Genomic DNA, 24,730 nt, shown 5'->3' on the forward strand with positions numbered 1-24,730 from the left:
CAATGGTCGAGATCTACTACGACGATGACGCGTCGCTTGACGTGCTGGCCGGCCGCAAGGTCGCTGTCATCGGGTACGGCAGCCAGGGTCACGCGCACGCGCTCAACCTGCGCGACAGCGGCGTGGACGTGCGCGTCGGCCTGCCGGCGGAGAGCCGGAGCCGGCAGAAGGCCGCCGAGGAGGGCCTGCGGGTGCTCACCCCGGCCGAGGCGTCCGCCGAGGCCGACATCATCATGCTGCTCACCCCGGACACGACGCACCGAAAGATCTACGCCGAGTCCATCGCCCCGCACCTGACCGACGGCAAGGCGCTGGCGTTCGGGCACGGCTTCAACATCCGCTACGACCTCATCGAGCCGCCGGCCGGCGTCGACGTGTTCATGGTCGCGCCGAAGGGGCCAGGCCACCTGGTGCGCCGCGTGTTCGAGGAGGGCAAGGGGGTGCCCTGTCTCGTCGCCGTCGAGAACGACGCGACCGGGGGCGCGCTGGCCCTCGCGCTCGCCTACGCCAAGGGCATCGGTGGCACCCGCGCGGGCGCGCTGCGCACCACGTTCACCGAGGAGACCGAGACCGACCTGTTCGGCGAGCAGGCCGTGCTGTGCGGCGGCGCGAGCGCGCTGGTCCAGGCCGGCTTCGAGACGCTGGTCGAGGCGGGCTACACCCCCGAGGTCGCGTACTTCGAGTGCCTGCACGAGCTCAAGCTCATCGTCGACCTCATGTACGAGGGCGGCATCTCGCAGATGCGGTACTCCATCTCCGACACCGCCGAGTACGGCGACGTCACCCGCGGCCCGCGGGTCATCACGCCGGCGGTGAAGGCCGAGATGCGCAAGATCCTGGACGAGATCCAGGACGGCAGGTTCGCTCGCGAGTGGGTCGCCGAGGACGACAACGGCCGTCCGAACTTCACCAAGCTCGTCGAGGAGGGCAAGCAGCACCCGATCGAGCAGGTCGGCGCCAAGCTGCGCCCGATGATGTCCTGGATCGCCCGCTAGGACGCCGTAACACGACGGAAAAGTGGCGGCGGGCCCGCGTAGGCTGGGCCCGCCCGCACATCCCCAGACGTAGGAATCCCCAGAGGTAGGAGAGGTCCTGTGCCCGTCGTACTCGTTGCCGAGGAGCTGTCGCCGGCCGGGCTGGAGGTGCTGTCCGGGGACTTCGAGCTTCGCTACGTCGACGGAGCCGACCGGTCGGCTCTGCTACCCGCGCTCGCCGACGTCGACGCCGTACTCATCCGCTCGGCGACGAAGATCGATGCCGAGGCGCTCGCGGCCGCCGGGCGACTCAAGGTCGTCGCCCGGGCCGGCATCGGGCTGGACAACGTCGACGTCGCCGCCGCCACCCAGCGCGGTGTCATGGTCGTCAACGCGCCCACCTCGAACATCGTCAGCGCGGCGGAGCACGCGATCGCGCTGCTGCTCGCGGTCGCCCGCCGGGTGCCGGCGGCCAACCAGTCGCTGCGCGGCGGCGAGTGGAAGCGCTCGAAGTACACCGGCGTCGAGCTGGTCGAGAAGACGCTCGGCGTCGTCGGCCTCGGCCGCATCGGCATCCTGGTGGCGCAGCGCCTCGCCGCCTTCGGCATGAAGGTGCTCGCCTACGACCCGTACGTGTCGGTGGCCCGCGCCTCGCAGCTCGGCGTCACCCTCGTCGACCTCGACGAGCTGCTGCGCCGCAGCGACGCCATCACCATCCACCTGCCCAAGACGCCGGAGACGCTCGGCCTCATCGGGGCCGAGCAGCTCGCCCGCACCAAGCGCGGCGTCATCATCGTGAACGCGGCCCGCGGCGGGCTCGTCGACGAGGCGGCGCTGGCTGAGGCGGTCGCGTCCGGGCAGGTCGGCGGGGCCGGCATCGACGTGTTCGTCACCGAGCCGACTACCGCGTCGCCGCTGTTCGGGCTCGACAACGTGGTCGTCACGCCGCACCTCGGCGCGTCCACGCAGGAGGCGCAGGACAAGGCGGGCCTCGCCGTCGCCCGGTCGGTGCGCCTCGCGCTGCAGGGCGAGTTCGTGCCGGACGCCGTCAACGTGCAGGCCGGTGGCGTCGTCGCCGAGGAGGTCCGGCCCGGGCTGCCGCTCGCGGAGAAGCTGGGGCAGCTGTTCACCGGGCTCGCCGGCGGGCTCGCGGCGGCCCTCACGGTCGAGGTGCGCGGGGAGATCGCCGCCCACGACGTGTCGGTGCTCCAGCTCGCCGTGCTCAAGGGCGTGTTCACCGACGTCATCGAGGAGCAGGTCACCTACGTCAACGCGCCGCTGCTGGCCAAGGAGCGGGGCGTCGAGGTGGCGCTGGAGACCCTCGAGGACAGCCCCGACTACCGCAACCTGGTGACCGTGCGCGGCGTGCTCGCCGATGGCACTCCGGTGTCGGTCAGCGGCACGCTGGTGGGGTCGCGGCAGGTGGAGAAGATCACCGCGATCGACGGGTTCGAGGTCGACATCCGACCGGAGGACCACCTGGCCTTCTTCCGCTACGAGGACCGGCCGGGCATCGTCGGCGCGGTCGGCGCGCTGCTGGGTGAGGCGAGCATCAACATCGCCAGTGCGCAGGTGAGCCGGCTGGAGGCCGGGGGCGAGGCACTGATGTCGCTGTCCCTCGACGACGCGGTCGCCCCGGACATCCTCGCCGACATCTCCAAGATCATCGGTGCCTCGTATGCTCGGGCGGTCAGCATCCGCACGGAATAGTCCCACGGTCTGCGTGTCGGGTTTACCGTGGCAAGCATGGCGTCGCGGCATCAGGACCCGTTCGAGGGGCTTCGCCTGGATGAGCGATTCGTCCGCGGAGCCCGATTCCTCGAGCCGTCCGCGGCCGAGCGCGGCCGGCCGGTCGTGCCCGCGCCGCGGGGTCTGCCCGGCATGCTGCACCGGCTGGTGGCGCCGCCCTGGCTGCCGCGGCGCTCCCGGCGGATCGCGCGGATGGTCACGTTCGTGGCCATCGTCGTCGGCATGATCACGATCACCGTGGTGGCGCTGCGGCAGACCGCGACCCGCGGCGGGGTCGGCACCGCCGCCCGGCTGGGGGCCTTGGCGGCCTCGCCGGGCGGCTCGCCGACGGCCATGTCGGCGCTCGGCGGTGGCAGCCTGGCCGAGCCGCCCGCGGGCTACGCGGTCACGCCGGCGCTGCTGGCGGCCCTGCGCCGCGGCGACTGCCTGACGTGGAAGCCCTACGACGCGTCCACGGCCAGCGTGCTGACCCCGGTCGCGCCGGTCCGGGTCAGCTGTGATCGTCCGCACATCGACGAGGTCACCCGGCTGGTCGACCTCGACCCGGTGTTCACCCGCTGGCCCGGCGCGTCCACCGTCGCGCAGGCCGCGCAGGACCGCTGTGCGGGCGCCTTGCGGGACTTCGCCGGCGCCATCGACGCGACCCCGCACCACGTCGTGGGCGCCATCTACCCGTCCGAGCCGAGCTGGCAGGCCGGTGCCCGCATCGTCGCCTGTACGGTCCGCACCGACGACCTGCGTCCGCGCTCCGGCCCGTTCCGGATCGTCGGCTCGATCGGTACGTGACGCAAATCAGGTACTGTTGTTCCGCGATGCGTGCGCTTCTCCTCCTTAGCCGCCGCGGCGGGGCCTGATCCAGCTGGCTTCCTCGTCGCGGTGGTCGCCGTGCGCCAGCGTCGGTAGGACGCTCTTTCGAGGGAGCAGGAGTACATGAGCACGCAAGCGCCGTCTGGCATGCCGATCGAGAAGTACCGGGCCTTCACGCCCGTGCCGCTGCCGGACCGCACCTGGCCGGGGCAGACCATCACCCGCGCCCCCCAGTGGTGCAGCGTCGATCTGCGCGACGGCAACCAGGCGCTGATCGACCCGATGACCCCCGCGCGCAAGCTGCAGATGTTCGAGCTGCTGGTCGCGATGGGCTACAAGGAGATCGAGGTCGGCTTCCCGGCGGCGAGCCAGACCGACTTCGACTTCGTCCGGCAGCTGATCGAGGAGGACCGCATCCCGGATGACGTCGTCATCCAGGTGCTGACCCAGGCGCGCGAGGAGCTGATCGAGCGCACCGCCGCTTCGCTGGTCGGGTCCGACCGGGCGCTGATCCACCTGTACAACTCGACGTCGACGCTGCAGCGCCGGGTCGTGTTCGGGCTGGACCGCGCCGGTGTCACCGAGATCGCCGTGCAGGGCGCGCGCTGGTGCGCCCAGTACGCCGAGAAGCTGCTGGACGGCACGGACGTGCGCTGGCAGTACAGCCCCGAGTCGTTCACCGGCACCGAGCTGGACTACGCCGTCGAGGTGTGCGAGGCGGTCATGGACGTCTGGCAGCCGACCGCGCAGCGCCCGGTGGTGCTGAACCTGCCGGCCACGGTGGAGATGTCGACGCCGAACGTCTACGCCGACCAGATCGAGTGGGTCGGGCGGAACCTGACCCGGCGCGACGCCGTCATCCTGTCGCTGCACCCGCACAACGACCGGGGCTGCGCGGTCGCCGCCGCCGAGCTGGGCGTCCTGGCCGGCGCCGACCGGGTGGAGGGCTGCCTGTTCGGCAACGGCGAGCGCACCGGCAACGTCTGTCTGGTCACCCTGGGGCTGAACCTGTTCTCCCAGGGCATCGACCCGATGATCGACTTCTCGGACATCGACGGCGTGCGCCGCGCGGTGGAGTACTGCAACCAGCTGCCCGTGCACCCTCGCCACCCCTACGGTGGCGACCTCGTCTACACCGCCTTCTCCGGCTCGCACCAGGACGCCATCAAGAAGGGCTTCGAGGCGATGGAGCGCACCGGGCAGACGCTCTGGGAAGTGCCTTACCTGCCGATCGACCCGAAGGACGTCGGGCGTACGTACGAGGCCGTGATCCGGGTGAACAGCCAGTCCGGCAAGGGCGGGGTGGCGTACCTGCTGAAGTCGGAGCACGCGCTGGACCTGCCGCGTCGGCTGCAGATCGAGTTCTCCGGCGTCGTACAGCGCCACACCGACTCCGAGGGTGGCGAGGTCACCGCCGATGAGCTGTGGCGGATCTTCCGTGCTGAGTACTTCCTGGACGGCGCGGAGACGGCCGGGCCGCTGGAACTGCTGGGCTCGCGCACGACCGCCGCGTCGGGGGAGCGGGACGAGGTCTCGGTCTCGGTGCGGGTGCACGGCGAGGACTCCGTGCTCATCGGGGTCGGCAACGGGCCGATCGACGCCTTCGTGGCGGCGCTGGCGGCGCGCGGGCTGTCCGTGCGCATCCTGGACTACAACGAGCACGCGCTGGGCTCGGGCGCGGACGCCCGGGCCGCGGCGTACCTGGAGGTCGCGGTCGACGACCGGGTCTTCTGGGGCGTCGGCATCGACCCGAACATCGTCACGGCGTCGCTGCGCGCCGTCGTGAGCGCCGTCAACCGGGCCGCCCGCTCCTGAGCCCGCGGGGCGGGGGGATCTACGGGTCCCCCCGCTCGATGTCGCGGACCTCGCGGCGCACCTGTTCGAGGAGGGATTCCGGCACCTCGGTCATGCCGTGGTCGACGCGGGCGTGCGTGTCGACTGACCGCAGGAGGTCGTCCTCACTGGATGCCGCGATCCGTGTCTCGCACCCATGAATGATCGCACCGCAGTAGAATTCCTTCATGGCGGGACGGCGGATCGTGATCTCCGAGGGCCGTGAATAGCCGGCGGACGCCGGGCTCGGTGCCATCAGGGCCTGCGCGGTCCAATAGCGGTTCCGTCTCATGTCGACATTTCCGCGAGACGCAGCATCAGTCGCTCCATCCTGACCAGGCCGAGGGGCCGACCCATCTCGGTAACGATTATCACGGGGTCGAACCGGCTGGCCCGGGCTCGGGTCATGGCACGCCGCGCGACCTCGGTCACGGGTTCCTCGGGACGGGCGAACAGCGTTGTGGGAACCAGTCGCGGCTCGGTGCCGCCGCCGGGCCCGCCGGACAGGTGCAGGGCCACCGGCCGGCAGCGGTTGGACACCACGATGGTCGCTCGCGCGGCCTGCTCGCCGTCGGTCTGCTCGTCGTCGGTCTGCTCGCCGTCGGGGACCCCGCGGGCCGTGGCCGTGCGCATCGGGCAGCTGGGGCAGTCCGCCGACATCGCGCAGTGCCCGGAGTCGCCCACGCTCACGGTCACCTGCTCCATCAGGCTCTCGATGCTCGCCGCCCGGGTGCTGCGCTCGGACAGCTGCCGGATGCGCCGGGCCACCGCCGGGTCGAGCTGCTGCCAGGACGGTGACGGCCGGCCCAGCAGGAAGCCCTGGCCCAGCGGGACACCCAGGGCGACGAGCATCGCCAGCTCGTCGGCGCTCTCGATGCCCTCCGCGATCACCCAGCCGTTGAGCCGGCTCGCGAAACCGCCGACGAGTTCGGTCAATGCGATCTTGACCTGGTCGTCGTCGATGTTCACGACCAGGGAGCGGTCCAGCTTGACGAAGTCCGGCCGGACCCGGGCGAGCTGGCGCAGGCCGGCGTAGCCGGAGCCGACGTCGTCCATGGCGATGAAGGCGCCGCGATTGCGCAGCTCGCTCGCGGTCGCGGTCAGGCCCGCCGCGGTGTCGAGGTCGACCGCCTCGTTCAGCTCGAGCACGAGACGGCGCAGGTCCGCGTCCGCCCAGACCGCGGCGACCGGGGCCGCGTCCAGCAGGTGCGGCAGGACGTTGACCGCGAGGAAGCAGCGGTCGGGCAGGGTGTCGCGGGCGGCGATCGCCGCGGTGAGCACCCTGGCGTCCAGCTCGGCGGCGAGCCCCATCCGGTCGGCGGCGGCGAAGACGCGGTCCGGCGGATGCGTGGGATGGGTGTGGAACCGCGCCAGCGCCTCGTACCCGGCGATCACCCCACGCTGGAGATCGACGATCGGCTGGAAGTACAGCGCGGGCTCGGCGGGATCGTCGAGGATCCGCTCCAGATCCGGGACGGTGGCGTCAGAGGCCGGCGGCGCGGTGTTCCCGGCGCCGGTGTTCCCTGCGCCGGTGTCCCCTGCGCCGGTGTTCACGGAGTCGACGCGACCACGGGCCACCGTCGCCGTGGTGGTCCGCTGCCGAGTAATCATGCGCCGTGCACCCCCTCGCTTCAAGCACGTCGCACCCATCCTGTAAGTGAGGTTCTTACCATCTGGCTCCGATGGGCGGCGCGAGTACCGTCCGGAGTTGTGGGTCCTGCGCCTTTTTGTGCGACCGGCGGGTGACGGTCGGATTGCCGGCGGCTGACTTTCTTTCGCCGGCCTCGCGGGGGCGGCGCGTTTCTATGCGCCCGGACCGGCGGGGACCGGCGATCTGATGCCGATTCTGACAATGCCCCTCACTTCCTGGCGGGTCCCCCGACTTCCCGCCGACGCGGCGGGCGCGAACTCTCCGGACCCGATCTCCGGTCATATATCAAGTCGATGACAACTGCCGTGGTCATGGCGTTGGCATTGATCGAGCGATGATTGCTCAGGGTAATCGTGCGAGGTGGTCGGGGTGGTCGCCGTCCAACGCGGCCGGCGACATGTGGTACCGACAGCGCCCGCGAGCAGCGGCGTCGGATCTCCGACTACAGTCGGCGCATGAGGCTTGCGGTGATCGGTGGTGACGGGATCGGCCCCGAGGTGGTCGCGGAGGGACTACGCGTGCTGCGGGCCGTGCACCCCAAGGTCGAGACGACCGAGTACGACCTGGGTGCCCGGCGCTGGCACCGCACGGGCGAGACGCTGCCCGACACGGTCCTCGACGAGCTGCGCGGCCACGACGCGATCCTGCTCGGCGCGGTCGGCGATCCCGGGGTGCCCAGCGGCGTCCTGGAGCGCGGGCTGCTGCTGCGGCTGCGCTTCGAGCTCGACCACCACGTGAACCTGCGGCCGGTGCGGCTGTACCCGGGGGTCCGCTCGCCTCTCGCCGGTGACCCGTCGATCGACATGATCGTGGTGCGCGAGGGCACCGAGGGCCCGTACGCGGGCGCCGGCGGCGTGCTGCGCCGCGGCACTCCGCACGAGGTCGCCACCGAGGAGAGCCTCAACACCCGGTTCGGCGTTGAGCGGGTCGTGCGCGACGCCTTCCGCCGGGCCGCGCGCCGGCCGCGTCGGCACCTGACGCTGGTGCACAAGAACAACGTGCTGACGAAGGCGGGCGACCTGTGGTCGCGCACCGTCGCCGAGGTGGCGCCGGAGTTTCCTGACGTCACCGTCGACTACCAGCACGTGGACGCGGCGTCGATGTTCTTCGTGACGGACCCGGGCCGGTTCGACGTGGTCGTCACGGACAACATGTTCGGCGACATCATCACCGACATCGGCGCCGCGATCACCGGCGGCATCGGGCTCGCCGCGAGCGGGAACCTCGACCCGTCGGGCAGCCACCCGAGCATGTTCGAGCCGGTGCACGGCAGCGCGCCCGACATCGCGGGGCGGCAGCTGGCCGACCCGACCGCCACGGTGGCCTCCGTCGCCATGCTGCTGGACCACCTCGGCCACCAGGAGGAGGCCGAGCGGGTCGAGGCGGCGGTCGCGGCGTCGCTGGCGGAACGCGCCGGCTCGGGATCGGGCGCCATGTCAACCCGGGAGCGTGGGGAGGACCTCGCCGCCCGCGCCGCCGGCTGAATATGCTCGTTCCTCTCTGAGTTCGTCGCATCCTGGCCTGGAGTCCGCTGTGCCCATCACCCCCACCTCGAAGATCTGGATGAACGGCGAGTTCGTCGACTGGGACGACGCCCGCGTCCACGTCCTGAACCCGACCCTGCACTACGGCTGGGGGGTGTTCGAGGGCATCCGCGCCTACGAGACCGCCGGCGGGCCGGCCGTGTTCCGACTTACCGACCACATCGCGCGGCTCTACCGCAGCGCGAAGATCTATGTGATGGAGCCGCAGTTCACCCAGGAGCAGGTGGTCGCGGCGACCAAGGAGACGATCGCCGTCAACGACATCGCCTCCTGCTACATCCGCCCGCTGGTCTACCTCGGTTACGGCGAGATGGGGCTCAACCCGCTCCCGTCCCCGGTCGAGGTGATGATCGCGGTGTGGCCGTGGGGCGCCTACCTCGGTGAGGAGGCGGAGGCCAACGGCGTGCGCGCGATGATCTCCTCCTGGAAGCGCAACGACCCGAACATCACCCCGCCGGCGGCCAAAGCGTCCGGCCAGTACCTGAACTCGTCGCTGGCGAAGGTCGCGGCGGTCAAGGCCGGGTACGACGAGGCAATCCTCACCAGCCCCAACGGCCACATCGCGGACGGGACCGGCGAGAACGTCTTCATCGTGTCCGGCCGCAAGGTCATCACGCCGCTGCTCTCCGACGGCCCGCTCGGCGGCATCACCCGGGCGTCGATCATGCAGATCGCGGCGGACCAGGGGTACGAGGTCGTCGAGCAGCACATCGTGCGGACCGACCTGTACCTGGCCGACGAGGCGTTCTTCACCGGCACGGCGGCGGAGATCGTGCCGATCGTGTCGGTGGACGACCGGCAGATCGGCTCCGGCAAGCCCGGGCCGGTCACCCGCGAGCTGCTGGAGATCTTCCACCGCGCCACCCGCGGTGAGCTGGAGCGCTACCGGTCCTGGAACGAGCTCGTCGGCGGGTAGCCGCGCACCGTCAGTGGCCAGGTCGGGCAGCGGCGTGGTCGGGGTCACATTCCGGCCACGCCACTTGCGGTTGTGCCCTGGTCAAGCAAGGTCCGCGCGCCTACCGTCGCTTGTGGAAGCGTTTCACGAATGCACAAGCGGCGGGAGGACGTCGTGCGGGTCTCGGAGGGGATGAGCTCCCTTGTTCTCATGATCGGTCCTGGTCACACCCTGCGGCAGGCCGCCCGGCTGATGGCCGCCCGCAAGGTGGGCGCCGCCGTCGTGCACGACGCGGACAGTCAGGGGTACGGAATCCTCACCGAGCGGGACATCCTCCGTTCGGTGGCCGCGGGGCAGGATCCGGATGTCGAGGTCGCGGGTGAGCACCTCACCCGCGATGTCGTCTTCGCGGATCCGGCCTGGTCGCTCGACGAGGCAGCGGCCGCGATGTTGCGCGGGGAGTTCCGGCACCTGGTCGTCACCTCGGGTGGCGGCGTCGCCGGCATCCTGAGCATGCGGGACGTCGTTCGTTGCTGGAGTGACCAGCATGTGACGGTATGATGCGCGCGTGTCGTACGCCGAGCAGGTTCCCGATGCGCCCCAGCGCGCGGTCGACGGTCGGCGCTACGGTCACGGCATGCACGACAATGAGGCGGTCGCCCTCCTTCGCGCGACCACGTTGTTGAAGGAGCTGGACGAGGAGGACCTGCTGCGGCTCGCCTCCCGGGCGGTGACGCGGCGGTTCCGTCGCGGGCAGGTCGTCTTCACCGAAGGCGAACCGGCCGACACACTGCTCGTGGTCGCGAGCGGCCGACTCAAGGTCCTCACCAAGGCGGACGACGGCCGTGACCACGTCCTGAACATCGCCGGCCCCCGCGAGACGCTGGGCGACCTGAACATCGTCGAGGCTGGCACCCGCTCCGCCAGCGTCGAGGCCCTGGAACCCAGCACCGCCCTGGTACTCGACCGCACCGCGGTGTGGGAGCTGGTACGGGAGCGGCCGGCCGTGGCCGAGCAGCTCATCCGCGCCCTGGTCGCCCACGTGCGGCGGCTCACCGGGGCCAACGCCGACCTGGTGTTCCTCGACCTGCCGCGGCGGGTGGCGAAGCTGCTGTTGCTGCGGATGCGCGAGGTCGGCCGTCCGGTGATCGAGCTCGGTCTCACCCAGACCGAGATCGCCTCGCTGCTCGGCGGTTCCCGCCAGTCGGTGAACCAGGCGTTGCGGGAGTTCGAGCGGCGCACCTGGATCCTCTCCGAGGGCCAGACCATCACGATCCTGCAGGTCGACCGGCTGCGGCGCTTCGCGGGCGACTGAAGGCCGGGCGACTGAGAGATATCGCGCACGTCACTCCTGGCGCATGTCGGCAGTGTTACACCGTAGGCTTGTCTTTCGGCGGCGAACCCGTCTCCGCCGCGCGTTCCGGTCGCTGACCCATGGGACCGGGCGCGTGGCGGCCCAGGTCCCGCGCTCATCGGAGAGGCGCCCCCGTGCGGCCATACGATCCCGATTCCCTGCATATCTACGACACGACGCTGCGTGACGGTACCCAGCAGGAGGGGCTGTCGCTCTCCGTGGGCGACAAGCTCGCCGTGGCGCGTCACCTCGACGACCTCGGCGTCGGTTTCATCGAGGGCGGCTGGCCGGGGTCCAACCCGAAGGACGCGGAGTTCTTCGCGCGTGCCGGCACCGAACTCTCCCTGTCGACCGCGCGGCTCACGGCGTTCGGCGCCACCCGGCGGGCCGGTCGCGTCGCCGCGGACGACCCGCAGGTCGCAGCGCTGCGCGAGGCGGGGACCTCCGTCGTCTGCCTGGTCGCGAAGTCCGATCTGCGGCACGTCGAGCGGGCGCTGCGCACCGACGCGGCCGAGAACCTCGCGATGATCCGTGACACCGTCGCCCATCTGCACGCCGAGGGCAAGCGGGTCTTCCTCGACGCCGAGCACTTCTTCGACGGCCACCGGGCCCACCCGGACTACGCGCTCGAGGTCGTCCGGGTGGCGGCTGAGGCCGGCGCCGAGGTCGTGGTGCTCTGCGACACCAACGGCGGGATGCTGCCCACCCGCATCAACACGGTGGTCGCGGACGTCCTCGCCGCCACCGGTGCCCGCCTTGGCATCCACTGCCATGACGACACCCACTGCGCCGTCGCCAACACCCTGGCAGCCGTCGAGGCCGGCGTGACCCACGTCCAGGGCACCGCCAATGGCTACGGCGAGCGCTGCGGCAACGCGAACCTGTTCAGCGTCATCGCCGGTCTGGAGACCAAGCTCGACCGCGCCGCGCTGCCCCCGGGCCGGCTGCGGGAGCTGGCCCGCGTCTCCCACGCGATCGACGAGGTGACCAACTCCGTTCCCGACCCGCACCGGCCCTACGTCGGCGCCAGCGCCTTCGCGCACAAGGCGGGGCTGCACGCCAGCGCCGTCAAGGTCGACCCGGACATGTACCAGCACATCGATCCGGCCGCCGTCGGTAACGACATGCGGATGCTCGTCTCCGAGCTCGCCGGGCGGGCGACCATCGAGCTCAAGGGCCGCGAGCTCGGGCTGGACCTGTCGGGCGAGCGCGAGGCGCTCGGGCGGGTGCTGGAGCTGGTCAAGGAGCGGGAGGCGGCCGGGTTCGCCTACGAGGCGGCGGAGGCGTCGTTCGAGCTGCTCCTGCGCGACGAGGTCACCGGCCGCGAGCGCTATTACACCCTCGAGTCCTGGCGGGTCATCGTCGAGCAGCGCCCCGGCGGCCAGGTGGTCAGCGAGGCGACGGTGAAGCTGACCTCGCGCGGGGTGCGGCACGTGGCGACCGCCGAGGGCAACGGGCCCGTCCACGCGCTGGACACGGCGCTGCGCGACGCGCTGGAGAAGGCCTACCCGGGGCTCGCCGACCTGGAGCTCGTCGACTACAAGGTGCGGATACTCGACGGCAAGCAGGGCACCGGCGCGGTCACCCGGGTCCTCGTCGGCACCGGCGACGGCCGCGCCCGCTGGGACACGATCGGTGTGGACGAGAACATCATCGCCGCGTCCTGGTCGGCCCTGGAAGACGCCGTCAACTACGGCCTGCGGCGGCAGGGCGAGCGCCCGGACCCCGGCGCGTCCTGAGCCGCCGGCGCGGCGAGCGGGCGCCCCGCTCGCCGCGGACCCGATCGGCTAGTCCTCCGGGATCTCCTCCCACCACTGGCACCACCAGTCGCCGCCGACGAGGATCCGCAGCTTCGGGTGCCAGCAGTAGGTGAGGTCCTTGTCCGTGTCGAGGTAGTACAGGCAGTTGTCGCAGCGTTCGTCGCCGTTCGGCTTGGCCCGCAGGATCGCGTCCTCGGCGAGGTGGCCGAGCTTCACGCTCAGCTCCTCGTCGATGGGTTTCGGCTCGGGCGCCCCGACGTCGTACACCGGTGTGGTGTCGGTCTCGCTCAAGGTTCTCCTTCCACTGCCGGACTGTCCGGCGTTCGCCGGAAGCCTCCGGTGCCCGATTCTCGGCCACGATGCCCGTTCTGGCGAACCCGATCACCGTGGCGGCCGGATACGGTCGGGGAGTGCGCATCGCGAGGTTCACCGATGGTTCTGAGCCCGGTTTCGGGGTCGTCGAGGGTTCGGTCGAGGAGGGCACCGCCGAGATCGCCGGCATCGCCCCCCATCCGTTCGGCCCGTTCAGCTTCACCGGCGTGCGCCGGCCGCTCGGCGAGGTGCGGCTGCTGGCGCCGGTGCTGCCCAGCAAGGTGCTGTGCGTCGGCAAGAACTACGCCGACCACGCCCGCGAGATGGGCGGCGAGGCCCCGGCGCGGCCCGTGCTGTTCCTCAAGCCGTCGACGAGTGTCGCCGGCCCGGGGGATCCCATCACGCTCCCGCCGGACAGCGAGCGGGTGGACTACGAGGGCGAGCTCGCCATCGTCATCGGCCGGCTGTGCCGGGACGTCCCGCCGGAGCGGGCGTTCGAGGTCGTGCTCGGCTACACCTGCGCCAACGACGTGACCGCCCGGGACCAGCAGTCGGCGGACGGGCAGTGGACGCGGGCCAAGGGCCACGACACGTTCTGCCCGATCGGTCCGTGGATCGAGACCGACCTCGACCCGGCGGACGTGGCGCTGCGGACCACCCTCGACGGCGAGCTGCGGCAGAACTCGCGGACGAAGCTGCTGGTGCACGACGTGCCGGCGCTCATCGCGTACATGTCGGCGGCGATGACGCTGCTGCCCGGCGACGTGCTGCTGACGGGGACGCCAGGGGGCGTGGGGCCGATGCGGGCGGACCAGACCGTCGCGGTCACCGTCGAGGGCGTGGGCACGCTCACCAACCCGGTGAGGGCCCGCTGAGGGAAATCGCACCCCCCGGGTCGCTGCGCGCCGCGGATGATGAGGTACAGTAGGCAACGCCCGAACAGGGGCCCATGGGGTATGGGGTAATTGGCAGCCCAACGGATTCTGGCTCCGTTAGTCTAGGTTCGAGTCCTGGTACCCCAGCTGCACCACTCTGTCAGACTTGTCTGGCGTGGTGTACAGTAGGAAACGCATCACAGTACGACATCGAAAGTCTTGGCCCCGTCGTCTAGCGGCCCAGGACGCCGCCCTCTCAAGGCGGTAGCGCCGGTTCGAATCCGGTCGGGGCTACAGCGGGTTTATCTTGATTCTTCTGTAGAAGGCCAGAGGTATGCCCGTGCATCAAGCGTCGCCATGGCCCGCGGATCTTCATCCGCGGGCCGTCGCCATGTCCGCGTCCGGACGCGGCCTACCGCACCACTGTGAGGCGGGGCATCGCCGCCGGGTGGCGGGCCATCGTGCACGCGCGGCAGGCGCAGGTCGCCGGGCCACCCCAGCCGTGCACCTCCTCCACCGCCCCCTCGACGCCAGCCTCGTCGGCGGCGGGCGCCGGCTCCGCGACGACCAGACGCAGCGAGCCGCCGCGGCTCGCGGTCGGCGGAAGGATCGCGGGTGCGGTCGAGGCTGTCATGGCCACTGGGGGCACGGTGTCCTCCTCCATGGGCGGCCGTCGGGGGGCCACCTCGCGGACCACAGCCTGGTCGGAACACCAAGGTTCGCGCCATGCTCCGTTGAGCCCGGTGCAGGGTGGTGCGGATGGCCTAGTCAAACCTGGGCACTGTCGCCATGTGACACCACCCTTGACAACCATGGTGCTCACGGGCTCCACCGGTAGAAACTTGTCCGGATGTCCACCGTCAGTCCATCGACCCCCGAACGGGCCCGGCGTCGGCACGGCAGCCCCCGCGTGGGCCGCGTCGCCAGGCGCGCCAGTCGGCTACGTGCGGCGGCGTCGATCTCCCCGGCGCCGGCCTCGCAGTCCGAGCGGGGTGACGGTGCCGAGCCGGGTAGCTACCGGCGCCTGAGTTCGCTGCTGCCGCGCGGGCGTGGGCTGCCGATCGAGGACTGGACGGCCCGGCACACCCTCATGTGCCTGGTGCTCGCGATGCACCTGCCGATCATCGTCGGGTACGCGGTGTTCCGGGACCTGAGCCCGGCACACGGCCTGCTGGCGGCGAGCCCCCCCGCGCTGCTGTTCGCCGCGGCCGTGGTGCCCGGCCGGCGTCGGGTGCGGGCGCTGGCGGCGAGCCTCGGCCTGCTGTGCTGCTCGGTCGTGCTGGTGCACATCTCCAACGGCCTCACGCCGATGTACTTCCACTTCTTCGTCGTCGTCGCGCTTATCGCGCTGTACGAGGAGTGGACCGTCTACCTGCTGGCGATCGCGTTCGTGTTCGTGGCGAACCTGTCGATGGGCCGGATCGTCTCCGCCCGCGCGCCGGTGATGGACAACGCGTGGCTGCTGGCCGGGCTGCACGCCGGCTTCATCTTCGCCCTCGCCTGCGCCCAGATGGTCTTCTGGCACTACAACGAGCAGTCCCGCCGCCGGGTCGAGCACTACCGCCAGCAGCTCTACGAGGGCCAGCAGAGCCTGATGGCGCGCCTCGAGGAGACCGACCGGATCCGCAGCGACCTCGTCGCGACCGTCTCCCACGAGTTCCGCACGCCGCTGACCGGCATCCGGGGCAACCTGCTCACCATCAAGCGGCGGCGCGACCGGCTCTCCGACGCCCAGCTCGACGATCTGCTCGACGCGGCGGTGAACTACTCCGACCGGCTCTCCCGGCTGCTGGAGAACATGCTGACGGCCGCCACGGCCACCGGCACGGATGAGACGACGATCGCCGACCTGCCCGAGGTCGTCCGCCACGTCCTCGCCACCCTGCCGTACACGAGCTCACCGAGCAGTGTGACGGTGGACCTCCCGCCCGAGCTGCCCGTCCGGATGGCGCGCCAGGCGCTCATCCAGGTCGTCGCGAACCTCGTCGACAACGCCCTGCTGCACTCCTGGCCGGGCGCGCCGGTGCGGCTGATCGCCGGCCGGGTCGGCGACGAGGTGGTGCTGCGGGTGCGCAACCCCGGCCCGGACCTCGACCCCGCCACGATCCGCCAGCTGTTCGAGCCCTTCACCCAGCGCGATGGAACAGCCACCCGCTCGACGGACGGGGCCGGGATGGGCCTCTACGTCGTGCGCCGGCTGGTCGAGGTGCACGGCGGGCGGCTGCGGATGTCCTCCGACAACGGCGAGATCATCGTCGAGGTCGACCTGTGGGCGGCCAGCGCGGTGGCGCCCACGGCGCTCGCCCCGCAGGCCGAGCAGGAGCTGCCGGTGCCCATGGCGCTGCCGCGCAGCCTCCGGCTCGACGAGGAGTCCCGCCCGGCCCGGCTGACCGGTGGCCCGCTGGGCCGCCAACTGCGCCGCGACGACGTCCGCTCGCTGCCCATGGACAACTTCGGCTGAGGACGACCTCGGCTGAGCCGTCCCCAGCTGAGCCAGCCCGCAAGCTGAGCCAGCCCGCAAGCTGAGCCAGCCCGCAAGCTGAGCCAGCCCGCAGCACGCACGAGGAAGCCCCCGGCCCCAGCGGATGCTGGGAGCGCGGGGGCTTCCTGGTGTGGTGTCCGGGCCGGCCCTGCCGGGTTACTTGCTCGTCGGGGCGGGGGTGGTGGGAGCGGCCGTCGGCGAGGCCTGGGGCGCCTTGCACGAGAGGTTCAGCGTCACCGTGGTCGAGTTGCTCGGGTGTCGGCCGGTGCTCGGCGAGTAGGAGGTCACCTTGCTCGTGTAGCCGGCGGGGCAGGAGCCGTTGACCCAGGGGAAGCCGGCGGCGCTCAGCGTCGACTTGGCGCCGGACTCGGTCATGCCCGTGACGTTCGGGACCTCGCGGCAGTCGTTGCCCTGGATCTGCAGGCTGATGGTCGTGGTCTTCGCGACCTTCCCGCTCTTCGGCGACTGACGCACGACCGAGTCGACGGCGCCGGTGTCGTAGCAGTCGAAGGCCTTGTTGAGGCTGGTGAAGCCGGCCGACTGCAGCTTGTTCTGCGCCGCGTTGAAGGACATGCCCTCGGTGTTCGGCACCGTCGCGGTGCCGTCGTCGGTCGGCGACGGCGACGGGCTGCTGCCCGCGGTCGGGCTGCTGGCGGGGGTGGTCGCCGCGGCGCCCGCGCTCGGCGCGGTGCTGGTGGTCGGGAGGGCCCGTCCAGCGGGATGCTGGCCGGGCTGGGCGGCCGGCGCCCCCGGGACGCCGACGGCCACGCCCGGGGCACCGCCGAGCACGGCCGCGGACACGACCGCGCTCGGGTCGGCGGAGCTCTGGATGCCGCTGTCAGCGGACAGGGAGTTGTCCGCGGCGCCCCCCGAGGCGAGCGCCCAACCGCCGGCACCGGCGACGAGCGCGACGACGAGTCCCGCGCCGGCCGCGATCCGGGTGCGGCGCCGGCGGTCGGCACCGGCCCGGGAGCCGGCTCCCGGCGCGGCCCCGGACGGCCCGGGCTGCCTGCTCGCGGGGATCGCAGACATCACCGTGTTGGTGTCGGCGGCCGTGCCGCCGGAACGGGCCGGGACGCGTACCGCGGGACTCATCCCGGTCGGGGCGTCACCGTTCCAGTCGGCGGCGGCGCCGCGCGCGCCGGTCATCGGCGCGATCCGGGTGGCCGTCGCCGGTATGCTGCCGGCGATCTGGGTGTGCTCCAGGTCGTTCCAGCCGCCAGCCGCCGCGGTGGGCGAGCTGACGGCGACGCCGCGGGCGGCCGGGCGCGCCACCCGCTGGGTGCTGGCGGCCGCCTCGGCGGGGCGGGAGCGCAGACCCACCCCGAGCGCCTCCTCGAGGTCGTCGGCGGCCTCGGCGGCACTGGCGGGCCGCTCGCGCGGGGACTTCGCCAGCATCCGGGCGAGCGCGTCCCACACGGGACCCGGCACCCCCTGGATCGGCAGCGGCTCGTCCTCGCGGTGGGCGCGCAGCAGTTCCATCGGGTTCGCCGCGTCGAACGGCGGCGAGCCGGCGAGGATCTCGTAGAGCACGACGCCGGCCGAGTAGACGTCGGCGGCAGGCGTGGGCGGCGCTCCCGAGCCCAGCTCGGGGGCCATGTAGAGCGGGGTGCCGACCGGGCCGGTGGGATGCGCCTGGGACGACGAGTTGATCACCCGGGCGATGCCGAAGTCCGTGAGCCGGACGATGGGCCCCGCCGGGTCGGAGGTGTCGATGAGGATGTTCTCCGGCTTGACGTCCCGGTGGACGATCCCGGCGGCGTGCACGCTGTCGAGGGCCCACAGCGTCCCGACGGTGAGCCGCACGGCCTCCTCGGCCGGTCGCGGCCCGAACTCCCGCAGGTGCGCCCGCAGGTCGGGACCGTCGACGAGGTCCATCACGATCGCGAGCGTGTCCGGCTCGTTGACGAGGTCGCGCACCGCGACCAGGCCGGGGCTGTCGAGATCGACGAGCAGGTCCCACTCCCGCAGGAAGCGGTCGACGATCGCCGGATCGTCCGCCAGCTCCCGGCGTAGCACCTTGATGGCGACCGGTGCGCCGTCGGAGACCCGCGCCCCCTGCCAGACCTGGCCGGTCGTTCCCTGCCCGAGCATCTCGTGCAGCACGTACCGCGAACCCAGTTTGCGCACCGCGCCCTGCCCCTTCTTGCGCCGCCCGTGGCGGTCGTGACCTACGACGGCACCGTCGCGGGCGACGACGGCCGCCGGTCCGCGCGGAACCCGGAGAGAGCCCCGGTCGGCCGCGCCCACTGCATCGACACCCACTGCATCGACGACACATATCGCTTGCTCGCTGGATGGCAATGACCCCGTCGGGCCATCCGGCCTCGCTCTCCGATCATCCGAGACGGACGACTCGAACAGGCTACGACGTCGACGCGTCCACGCGGGCGGCGGGGGACGAAACCCCACGGGGCGGTTCGGTGTCCGCCCAACGGGCGTAGTCCTTGTGCCCATTGACCGTGGGGCCCGAATGGGGCATCCGAAATGTCGAAGAACCTGGGGTATCACCGCGAAGGGCCTATCCGGGGTCACTCTTGCGGAGCGGCGGATTCGCGGACGCTGACCGTCATCCGCCGATCTCCAGTGGCCCGGGGTTGACACGTGCGTTGGAAACACGTGCGTTGGAAAGCGGCGGAGCGCTCAGCTGGGTCGCCGCGGCGAGGACCGCCGCGCCGTGGCGCTGGCCCGGTGAGCGGGTCAGCCGCTCCAGCGGCCCGGACAGGGACACCGCCGCGATCACCGCGCCGGCCTCGCCGCGCACCGGTGCCGACACCGACGCGAGGCCCGTCTCCCGCTCGCCGACGCTCTCCGCCCATCCCCGCGCGCGCACCAGGTCGAGCGTCGCGGCATCGAACGGAGCCGCGGCGAGCAGGTCTGGTTCCGGCCCCGGCGCGAACGCGAGCAGCACCTGCGCTCCGGAACCGGCCGTCATTGGCAGCACCGCGCCGACCGGGACCGTGTCGCGCAGCCCGCTCGCCCGCTCGGACGCGGCGACACACAGGCGCAGCGCGCCGCGCCGGACGTAGAGCTGGGTGCTCTCGCCGGTCCGGTCGCGCAGGGCGGTGAGCACCCGGTCGGCCCGGTCGGCGAGCTCCCACGGCAGCGGAGCTCCGACGCCGGCGGCCAGGCGCGGGCCGGCGACGAAGCGGCCGGCGTCGTCCCGCCCGACGAGGCGGTGCACCTCGAGGGCGCTGGCCAGGCGGTGCGCGGTCGCCCGGGTCAGGCCGGTGCGGGTGACCAGCTCGGCCAGCGACGCCGGGCCCCGCTCCACGGCCGCGAGGACGAGGGCGGCCTTGTCAAGGACGCCGACTCCGCTAAGCTGTTCCATAAGTTGATACTGACATCCCACCAACTGAGATGACAAGCATCCGGGCTGGCGGGGAGGAGAGGAGTGGGGCAGCCATGGGGCGCACACTCGCGGAGAAGGTCTGGGACGCCCATGTGGTGCGCCGCGCCGACGGCGAGCCGGACCTGCTGTACATCGACCTGCACCTCGTGCACGAGGTCACCTCGCCGCAGGCGTTCGAGGCGCTGCGCCTCGCCGGGCGGCCGGTGCGCCGGCCGGATCTGACCCTGGCCACCGAGGACCACAACGTGCCCACCACCGACACGCTGGCGCCCATCGCCGATCCGGTCTCGGCGGCGCAGGTGGAGGCGCTGCGCAAGAACTGCGCCGAGTTCGGGGTGCGGCTGTACCCGATGAACGACCCGGGGCAGGGCATCGTCCACGTCGTGGGGCCGCAGCTCGGGCTCTCCCAGCCCGGGATGACGATCGTCTGCGGCGACAGCCACACCTCCACCCACGGCGCCTTCGGGGCGCTCGCGTTCGGCATCGGCACCAGCCAGGTCGAGCACGTGCTGGCGACCCAGACGCTGCCGCAGCGCCGGCCGAAGACGATGGCGATCACCGTCGAGGGCGAGCTGCCGCCGGGCGTCACGGCGAAGGACCTGATCCTGGCGATCATCGCGCGGATCGGCACCGGCGGCGGCGCCGGGCACGTCATCGAGTACCGCGGCGCGGCGATCCGGGGCCTGTCCATGGAGGGCCGGATGACCGTGTGCAACATGTCGATCGAGGCCGGCGCGCGGGCCGGGATGATCGCCCCGGACGACACGACGTTCGAGTACCTCGCCGGGCGCGACCGGGTGGCCAGCGGGCCGGCCTGGGACGAGGCGGTGGCCTACTGGCGCACGCTCGCCTCCGACCCCGACGCCGAGTTCGACCGTGAGGTCGTGATCGACGCGGCGAGCCTGACCCCGTACGTCACCTGGGGAACCAACCCGGGACAGGCCGCGCCGCTCGGGTCGCGGGTGCCCGCCCCGGCCGACTACGACGACCCGGCGGCGCGCGCCTCGGCGCAGCGCGCGCTGGCCTACATGGGCCTGACGGCCGGCACCCCGCTGGCCGAGGTCGCGGTGGACACCGTGTTCATCGGGTCCTGCACCAACGGCCGGCTCTCCGACCTGCGCGCCGCGGCCGACGTGCTGCGTGGCCGGCAGGTCGCGGGCGGGGTGCGCGTCCTGGTGGTGCCCGGGTCGATGCAGGTCAAGGCGCAGGCTGAGGCCGAGGGGCTGGACCAGGTGTTCGAGGCGGCCGGGGCGCAGTGGCGCAGCGCCGGCTGCTCGATGTGCCTCGGGATGAACCCCGACACCCTGCGTCCCGGCGAGCGCAGCGCGTCGACGTCCAACCGGAACTTCGAGGGCCGCCAGGGCCCGGGCGGGCGCACCCACCTCGTCTCGCCGGCGGTCGCCGCCGCCACCGCCGTCACCGGCCGGCTCACCGCGCCGGCGGACCTCTAGCAGCCTCGTCAGAAGGGAGCCTTCGCGATGGAGGCGTTCACGATCCACACCGGTCGGGCCGTGCCGCTGCGCCGCAGCGACGTGGACACCGACCAGATCATCCCGAGCGAGTGGCTCAAGCGCATCGAGCGGACCGGCTTCGGCGCCGGCCTGTTCGCCGAGTGGCGGGCCGACCCCGGTTTCGTGCTCAACGACCCGACCCACGCCGGCGCGTCGATCCTGCTCGCCGGGCCCGACTTCGGTACTGGCTCGTCGCGGGAGCACGCCGTCTGGGCACTGCAGGACTATGGCTTCCGTGCGGTGATCTCGTCGCGGTTCGCGGACATCTTCCGCGGCAACGCGCTCGGCAACGGGCTGCTGCCCGTCACGCTGCCGGCCGAGACGGTCGAGGCGCTGCAGGCGGCCGTCGAGGCGGACCCCACCGTGGAGATCACGGTGGATCTCGACGCGCGCCAGGTGCGCGGGGCGGGCGTCGAGGCGTCGTTCGAGCTCGACGACTTCACCCGCTGGCGGCTCATGGAAGGCCTCGACGACGTCGGCCTGACCCTGCGGCACGAGGAGCGGATCACCGTCTTCGAGGGGACGCGGCCGGCCTGGCTGCCCACCTCGGTCTGACACCACCGCGTATCCCCTGTAGGAATGTCAGCCCTGATGTGACGCAATTCACATCGGGGCTGACGTGCGTCTCTGTCCGGGTCGCGGCGTGACCATGGGCGTCCCGGAGGCCTGGTTCGGCCACTGCGCGCGGCGTTTGGTCGGCTACGGAGCAGAGTTGTGTCTGTCGCGATGGAGGCGGCCGGCTATCAAACCGTGACATTGCGCCCAAAAATTCGGATATCTCCAGCTACTCATCGTGACGAATCTGCCGGACGGTTCGCGGGGGCCGCACAGCACGCATCCCGCCGCCCACTGGCGCGAACCCGCTGACGTGCGGGTTTGTGTGACGCGACACGGTCGCGGGAATTGCCCTCGACAGTGGAGATGCCTACGGTGCAGCGCAGTGTGATGCCCGATCTGCTCCCCACCCCGCGCACCGCGGGGGGCGTCCGGAGGTTGTCGTGAACAAGTCCCAGTTGGTTGACCGCATCGCCCAGCAGATCGAGGGCGGACGGTCGAATGCCACCAAAGCGGTCGACGCCGTGTTCGACGCTATTCAGGAGGCCGTCGCGAGCGGCGAGAAGGTGACGATCACCGGTTTCGGCGTGTTCGAGCGGGTGGAGCGCGCCGCGCGGACCGGGCGCAACCCGGCAACCGGCGAGCCGGTGCACGTCGCCGCCTCCGTCGTGCCGAAGTTCCGGCCCGGCTCGGAGTTCAAGTCGAGTGTGTCGTCGAGCAGCGACTGATCCGCGGTGCGGGCGCCGGACCTCACCGGTGCCCGCGCCGCACTGCCTCGGCCATGAGGTCGTGCTGGTAGTCCGACAGGCGAACGTCCTGCGCCCCGGTGGTGCGCCGCTCCCAGTGGCCGTTCGAGCGCAGCTCCCACGCCGAGACCTGGTCGGAGAAGGCGTGGTCCAGCATCCGGCGCAGGGTGGCCCGGTCGTTCGGGTGCCCCACCCGGACGAGGGCCTCGATCCGGCGGTCGAGGTTGCGGTGCATCATGTCGGCGCTGCCGATCCAGAACTCGTCCGTGGAGGCGAACTCGAGCACCCGGCTGTGCTCGAGGAACCGGCCGAGGATCGACCGGACGTGCACCGTCTCGGACAGCCCGGGCACCTCCGGACGCAGCGCGCAGATGCCGCGCACCAGGCAGTGCACCGGCACCCCGGCCTGGGAGGCGCGGTAGAGCGCGTCGATGACCTGCTCGTCGACCAGGCTGTTCGCCTTGAGCCGGATACCGCAGGGGCGGCCCTCCGCCGCGGCCCGCGCCTCGGCGGCGATGCGCTGCAGGATCCCGTCCCGCATGTGCTGGGGGGCGACGAGCAGCGAGCGGTACTCCGTCTGCCGGCTGTACCCGGTGAGCACGTTGAACAGGTCCGTCAGATCCGCGCCGACCTCCGGGTCGGCGGTCAGCACGCCGATGTCCTCGTAGAGCCGGGCCGTCTTGGGGTTGTAGTTGCCGGTGCCGACGTGGCAGTACCGGCGCAGGCCGCCGCGCTCCTGGCGCACCACCAGGCAGGTCTTGCAGTGCGTCTTGAGCCCGATCAGGCCGTAGACGACGTGGCAGCCGGCCCGCTCCAGCTCGCGCGCCCAGCGGATGTTCGCGCTCTCGTCGAACCGCGCCTTGATCTCGACGAGCACGACCACCTGCTTGCCGGCCTCGGCCGCGGCGACGAGCGCGTCCACGATCGGGGAGTCGCCGGAGGTGCGGTAGAGGGTCTGCTTGATGGCGAGCACCTGCGGGTCGGCGGCCGCCTGCTCGATGAAGCGCTGCACCGAGGTCGTGAACGAGTCGTACGGATGGCGGACGAGCACGTCCCCCTCCCGCAACACGCCGAAGAAGTCCGGCGTCTCGCCCTCCTCGGTCGTCAGGCGCGGATGGGTGACGGGGACCCGGGGCGGATCCTTGAGCTCCGGGCGGTCGAGGTCGTAGAGCCCCCACAGTGCGGACAGGTCCAGCATCCCGGCGACCCGGTGCACCTCGCGCTCGGTCACCTCGAGCTCGCGCATGAGCAGGGTGAGCAGGTCGTCGTCGATGTCGTCGTCCACCTCGAGGCGGACGGCCGGGCCGAAGCGTCGCCGCGCCAGCTCCCGCTCCAGCGCCTGCAGCAGGTCCTCGGCCTCGTCCTCCTCGACCTCCAGGTCGGCGTTGCGGGTGACCCGGAACAGGTGCGAGTTGATCACCTCCATGCCCGGGAAGAGCTGGTCGAGGTGTGCGGCGATGACCTCCTCGAGCGGCACGAAGCAGGCGCCGCCCGACTCCTCTGCGTCGGTCTCCAGGGGGACCCGGACCAGCCGCGGCACGTTCTGCGGGACCTTCACCCGGGCGAAGTGGTCGACCTCGCCGCCCGGCTCGCGCACCTGCACCGCGAGGTTGAGCGACAGCCCGCTGATGTAGGGGAACGGGTGCGCCGGGTCGACGGCGAGCGGGGTGAGGACCGGGAAGATCTGCTCGTGGAAGTAGTCGCGCAGCCGCTCCCGCTGGGCGTCGCCGAGCTGCGACCAGAACCGGATGCTGATGCCGGCGTGAGCCAGTGAGGGCACCACCTCGGCGGTGAAGCAGCGGGAGTGCCGCTCGCTGAGGTCGGCCGTGGTCCGGCTGATCAGGGCGAGCTGCTCGCGCGCGCTCAGGCCGTCCGCCGAGCGCACGGCGAGCCCGGTGGCCTCGCGGCGCATCAGGCCGGCCACCCGGACCATGTAGAACTCGTCGAGGTTGCTGGCGAAGATGGCGAGGAACTTCGCCCGCTCCAGCAGGGGGGTGGAGACATCCTCGGCGAGCGCGAGCACGCGGGCGTTGAAGTCGAGCCAGGAGGCCTCGCGGTTGATGAACCGGTCGGCCGGCAGATCCGACGGCGCTGGCGTCCGCGGCGCCTCCAGCGGTTCGAGCAGGCCGCTGCGGGGCTTGCGCTGCGGCTGTTCGGGTCGGGTCGCCACCAGCTCGCTCATGCACTAGATGGTGCCAGTCCCAGGCCGACCCGGCATGGCTGCGTCCTGTCTGGACATTCCCGCCGCCGGGGACGGTGACGGTGCCGGCCGGCGCTTGCTGTGACGACAGGATTGCCGCCCGCGGACGGCGGCGGGGGTGGGGGCCTGG

General features: G+C 71.8%; 21 protein-coding genes and 2 tRNA genes. 16 read left to right on the top strand and 7 right to left on the bottom strand.

Features of this window, described 5'->3' with window-relative positions; translation table 11 throughout:
• Positions 1–2: 2 nt before the first annotated feature.
• The 4 genes from ilvC (at position 3) to leuA (ending at position 5,345) form a co-directional block, all read left to right on the top strand.
• The gene (ilvC, locus tag C1A33_RS02125) at positions 3–995 is read left to right on the top strand and encodes a ketol-acid reductoisomerase (RefSeq protein WP_101829840.1); all 993 of its coding nucleotides are present in this window, start codon (positions 3–5) and stop codon (positions 993–995) included.
• A gap of 99 nt (positions 996–1,094) precedes the next feature.
• Entirely contained in the window at positions 1,095–2,684 is a 1,590-nt protein-coding gene (gene serA, locus C1A33_RS02130) for a phosphoglycerate dehydrogenase (protein WP_101829841.1), read from the top strand.
• Between the two features lie 36 nt (positions 2,685–2,720).
• Positions 2,721–3,509, top strand: coding sequence for a septum formation family protein (locus C1A33_RS02135; RefSeq protein WP_101829842.1), 789 nt, complete (start codon positions 2,721–2,723; stop codon positions 3,507–3,509).
• Positions 3,510–3,653: 144 nt separating this feature from the next.
• The gene (leuA, locus tag C1A33_RS02140) at positions 3,654–5,345 is read left to right on the top strand and encodes a 2-isopropylmalate synthase (protein WP_101829843.1); all 1,692 of its coding nucleotides are present in this window, start codon (positions 3,654–3,656) and stop codon (positions 5,343–5,345) included.
• A gap of 19 nt (positions 5,346–5,364) precedes the next feature.
• Here the strand turns inward: leuA and C1A33_RS02145 are convergent, their stop codons facing one another.
• Positions 5,365–5,655 (bottom strand): DUF1059 domain-containing protein, encoded by a 291-nt coding sequence (locus C1A33_RS02145; protein ID WP_101829844.1) that lies wholly within the window; start codon positions 5,653–5,655, stop codon positions 5,365–5,367.
• Positions 5,652–6,974: an EAL domain-containing protein gene (locus C1A33_RS02150; RefSeq protein WP_101829845.1), complete on the bottom strand. Its 1,323-nt coding sequence runs from the start codon at positions 6,972–6,974 to the stop codon at positions 5,652–5,654. The genes C1A33_RS02145 and C1A33_RS02150 overlap by 4 nt, the downstream gene beginning before the upstream one ends.
• Positions 6,975–7,469: 495 nt before the next feature.
• Here C1A33_RS02150 and C1A33_RS02155 point away from each other — a divergent pair, with 495 nt between their 5' ends.
• The 5 genes from C1A33_RS02155 to cimA all read left to right on the top strand — a co-directional run bounded on the left by C1A33_RS02155 (position 7,470) and on the right by cimA (position 12,546).
• The gene (locus C1A33_RS02155; protein WP_101829846.1) at positions 7,470–8,498 is read left to right on the top strand and encodes a 3-isopropylmalate dehydrogenase; all 1,029 of its coding nucleotides are present in this window, start codon (positions 7,470–7,472) and stop codon (positions 8,496–8,498) included.
• A gap of 49 nt (positions 8,499–8,547) precedes the next feature.
• On the top strand, positions 8,548–9,474 hold the full coding sequence (gene ilvE / locus C1A33_RS02160; protein ID WP_101829847.1) for a branched-chain-amino-acid transaminase: 927 nt from the start codon (positions 8,548–8,550) through the stop codon (positions 9,472–9,474).
• A 153-nt stretch (positions 9,475–9,627) separates the two neighbouring features.
• Positions 9,628–10,014: a CBS domain-containing protein gene (locus C1A33_RS02165; protein WP_101829874.1), complete on the top strand. Its 387-nt coding sequence runs from the start codon at positions 9,628–9,630 to the stop codon at positions 10,012–10,014.
• 7 nt (positions 10,015–10,021) lie between these two features.
• On the top strand, positions 10,022–10,768 hold the full coding sequence (locus C1A33_RS02170; RefSeq protein ID WP_341477167.1) for a Crp/Fnr family transcriptional regulator: 747 nt from the start codon (positions 10,022–10,024) through the stop codon (positions 10,766–10,768).
• A gap of 173 nt (positions 10,769–10,941) precedes the next feature.
• Complete coding sequence (gene cimA, locus C1A33_RS02175; protein ID WP_101829848.1) at positions 10,942–12,546, top strand: citramalate synthase; 1,605 nt, start codon at positions 10,942–10,944, stop codon at positions 12,544–12,546.
• Positions 12,547–12,594: 48 nt separating this feature from the next.
• Here the strand turns inward: cimA and C1A33_RS02180 are convergent, their stop codons facing one another.
• Complete coding sequence (locus C1A33_RS02180; protein ID WP_101829849.1) at positions 12,595–12,858, bottom strand: hypothetical protein; 264 nt, start codon at positions 12,856–12,858, stop codon at positions 12,595–12,597.
• A 119-nt stretch (positions 12,859–12,977) separates the two neighbouring features.
• On the opposite strand from C1A33_RS02180, the gene C1A33_RS02185 reads away from it, so the two are divergent.
• The 3 genes from C1A33_RS02185 (at position 12,978) to C1A33_RS02195 (ending at position 14,048) form a co-directional block, all read left to right on the top strand.
• Positions 12,978–13,754: a fumarylacetoacetate hydrolase family protein gene (locus C1A33_RS02185; RefSeq protein WP_101829876.1), complete on the top strand. Its 777-nt coding sequence runs from the start codon at positions 12,978–12,980 to the stop codon at positions 13,752–13,754.
• 75 nt (positions 13,755–13,829) lie between these two features.
• Positions 13,830–13,901: transfer RNA gene (locus C1A33_RS02190), tRNA-Gln, on the top strand.
• Positions 13,902–13,975: 74 nt separating this feature from the next.
• Positions 13,976–14,048 (top strand) — tRNA-Glu (locus tag C1A33_RS02195).
• Between the two features lie 118 nt (positions 14,049–14,166).
• On the opposite strand, the gene C1A33_RS02200 is transcribed toward C1A33_RS02195, so the two are convergent.
• Entirely contained in the window at positions 14,167–14,403 is a 237-nt protein-coding gene (locus C1A33_RS02200; protein WP_101829877.1) for a hypothetical protein, read from the bottom strand.
• A 201-nt stretch (positions 14,404–14,604) separates the two neighbouring features.
• On the opposite strand from C1A33_RS02200, the gene C1A33_RS02205 reads away from it, so the two are divergent.
• Complete coding sequence (locus C1A33_RS02205) at positions 14,605–16,215, top strand: sensor histidine kinase (protein WP_101829850.1); 1,611 nt, start codon at positions 14,605–14,607, stop codon at positions 16,213–16,215.
• Between the two features lie 177 nt (positions 16,216–16,392).
• Here the strand turns inward: C1A33_RS02205 and C1A33_RS02210 are convergent, their stop codons facing one another.
• Both C1A33_RS02210 and C1A33_RS02215 read right to left on the bottom strand, forming a co-directional pair.
• Positions 16,393–18,366, bottom strand: a complete 1,974-nt coding sequence (locus tag C1A33_RS02210) for a serine/threonine-protein kinase (RefSeq protein ID WP_101829878.1) — start codon at positions 18,364–18,366, stop codon at positions 16,393–16,395.
• Positions 18,367–18,805: 439 nt separating this feature from the next.
• Positions 18,806–19,567 carry an IclR family transcriptional regulator gene (locus C1A33_RS02215; RefSeq protein ID WP_101829851.1) on the bottom strand — a complete coding sequence of 254 codons (762 nt, stop codon included), beginning with the start codon at positions 19,565–19,567 and terminating at the stop codon, positions 18,806–18,808.
• Between the two features lie 74 nt (positions 19,568–19,641).
• Between C1A33_RS02215 and leuC the strand changes: the two genes are divergently transcribed.
• The 3 genes from leuC to C1A33_RS02230 all read left to right on the top strand — a co-directional run bounded on the left by leuC (position 19,642) and on the right by C1A33_RS02230 (position 22,382).
• Positions 19,642–21,039 (top strand): 3-isopropylmalate dehydratase large subunit, encoded by a 1,398-nt coding sequence (leuC, locus tag C1A33_RS02220; protein ID WP_101829852.1) that lies wholly within the window; start codon positions 19,642–19,644, stop codon positions 21,037–21,039.
• A 27-nt stretch (positions 21,040–21,066) separates the two neighbouring features.
• Positions 21,067–21,654 (top strand): 3-isopropylmalate dehydratase small subunit, encoded by a 588-nt coding sequence (gene leuD, locus C1A33_RS02225; RefSeq protein ID WP_101829853.1) that lies wholly within the window; start codon positions 21,067–21,069, stop codon positions 21,652–21,654.
• A gap of 443 nt (positions 21,655–22,097) precedes the next feature.
• The gene (locus C1A33_RS02230) at positions 22,098–22,382 is read left to right on the top strand and encodes an HU family DNA-binding protein (protein ID WP_101829854.1); all 285 of its coding nucleotides are present in this window, start codon (positions 22,098–22,100) and stop codon (positions 22,380–22,382) included.
• Between the two features lie 22 nt (positions 22,383–22,404).
• Here the strand turns inward: C1A33_RS02230 and C1A33_RS02235 are convergent, their stop codons facing one another.
• Positions 22,405–24,582 carry an RNA degradosome polyphosphate kinase gene (locus C1A33_RS02235; protein WP_101829855.1) on the bottom strand — a complete coding sequence of 726 codons (2,178 nt, stop codon included), beginning with the start codon at positions 24,580–24,582 and terminating at the stop codon, positions 22,405–22,407.
• Positions 24,583–24,730 lie beyond the last annotated feature (148 nt).

The organism is Frankia canadensis, assembly GCF_900197875.1.
In the GTDB taxonomy this organism is placed as follows: Bacteria; Actinomycetota; Actinomycetes; order Frankiales; family Frankiaceae; genus Frankia; species Frankia canadensis.

Coding starts and splice junctions, on each gene's coding strand:
- C1A33_RS02150 (WP_101829845.1), bottom strand. CDS start 6,974: ATGATTACTCGGCAGCGGACCACCACGGCGACGGTGGCCCGTGGTCGC.
- C1A33_RS02145 (WP_101829844.1), bottom strand. CDS start 5,655: ATGAGACGGAACCGCTATTGGACCGCGCAGGCCCTGATGGCACCGAGC.
- C1A33_RS02155 (WP_101829846.1), top strand. CDS start 7,470: ATGAGGCTTGCGGTGATCGGTGGTGACGGGATCGGCCCCGAGGTGGTC.
- C1A33_RS02215 (WP_101829851.1), bottom strand. CDS start 19,567: ATGGAACAGCTTAGCGGAGTCGGCGTCCTTGACAAGGCCGCCCTCGTC.
- C1A33_RS02135 (WP_101829842.1), top strand. CDS start 2,721: ATGGCGTCGCGGCATCAGGACCCGTTCGAGGGGCTTCGCCTGGATGAG.
- ilvC (WP_101829840.1), top strand. CDS start 3: ATGGTCGAGATCTACTACGACGATGACGCGTCGCTTGACGTGCTGGCC.
- leuD (WP_101829853.1), top strand. CDS start 21,067: ATGGAGGCGTTCACGATCCACACCGGTCGGGCCGTGCCGCTGCGCCGC.
- C1A33_RS02205 (WP_101829850.1), top strand. CDS start 14,605: ATGTCCACCGTCAGTCCATCGACCCCCGAACGGGCCCGGCGTCGGCAC.
- leuC (WP_101829852.1), top strand. CDS start 19,642: ATGGGGCGCACACTCGCGGAGAAGGTCTGGGACGCCCATGTGGTGCGC.
- leuA (WP_101829843.1), top strand. CDS start 3,654: ATGAGCACGCAAGCGCCGTCTGGCATGCCGATCGAGAAGTACCGGGCC.
- C1A33_RS02235 (WP_101829855.1), bottom strand. CDS start 24,582: ATGAGCGAGCTGGTGGCGACCCGACCCGAACAGCCGCAGCGCAAGCCC.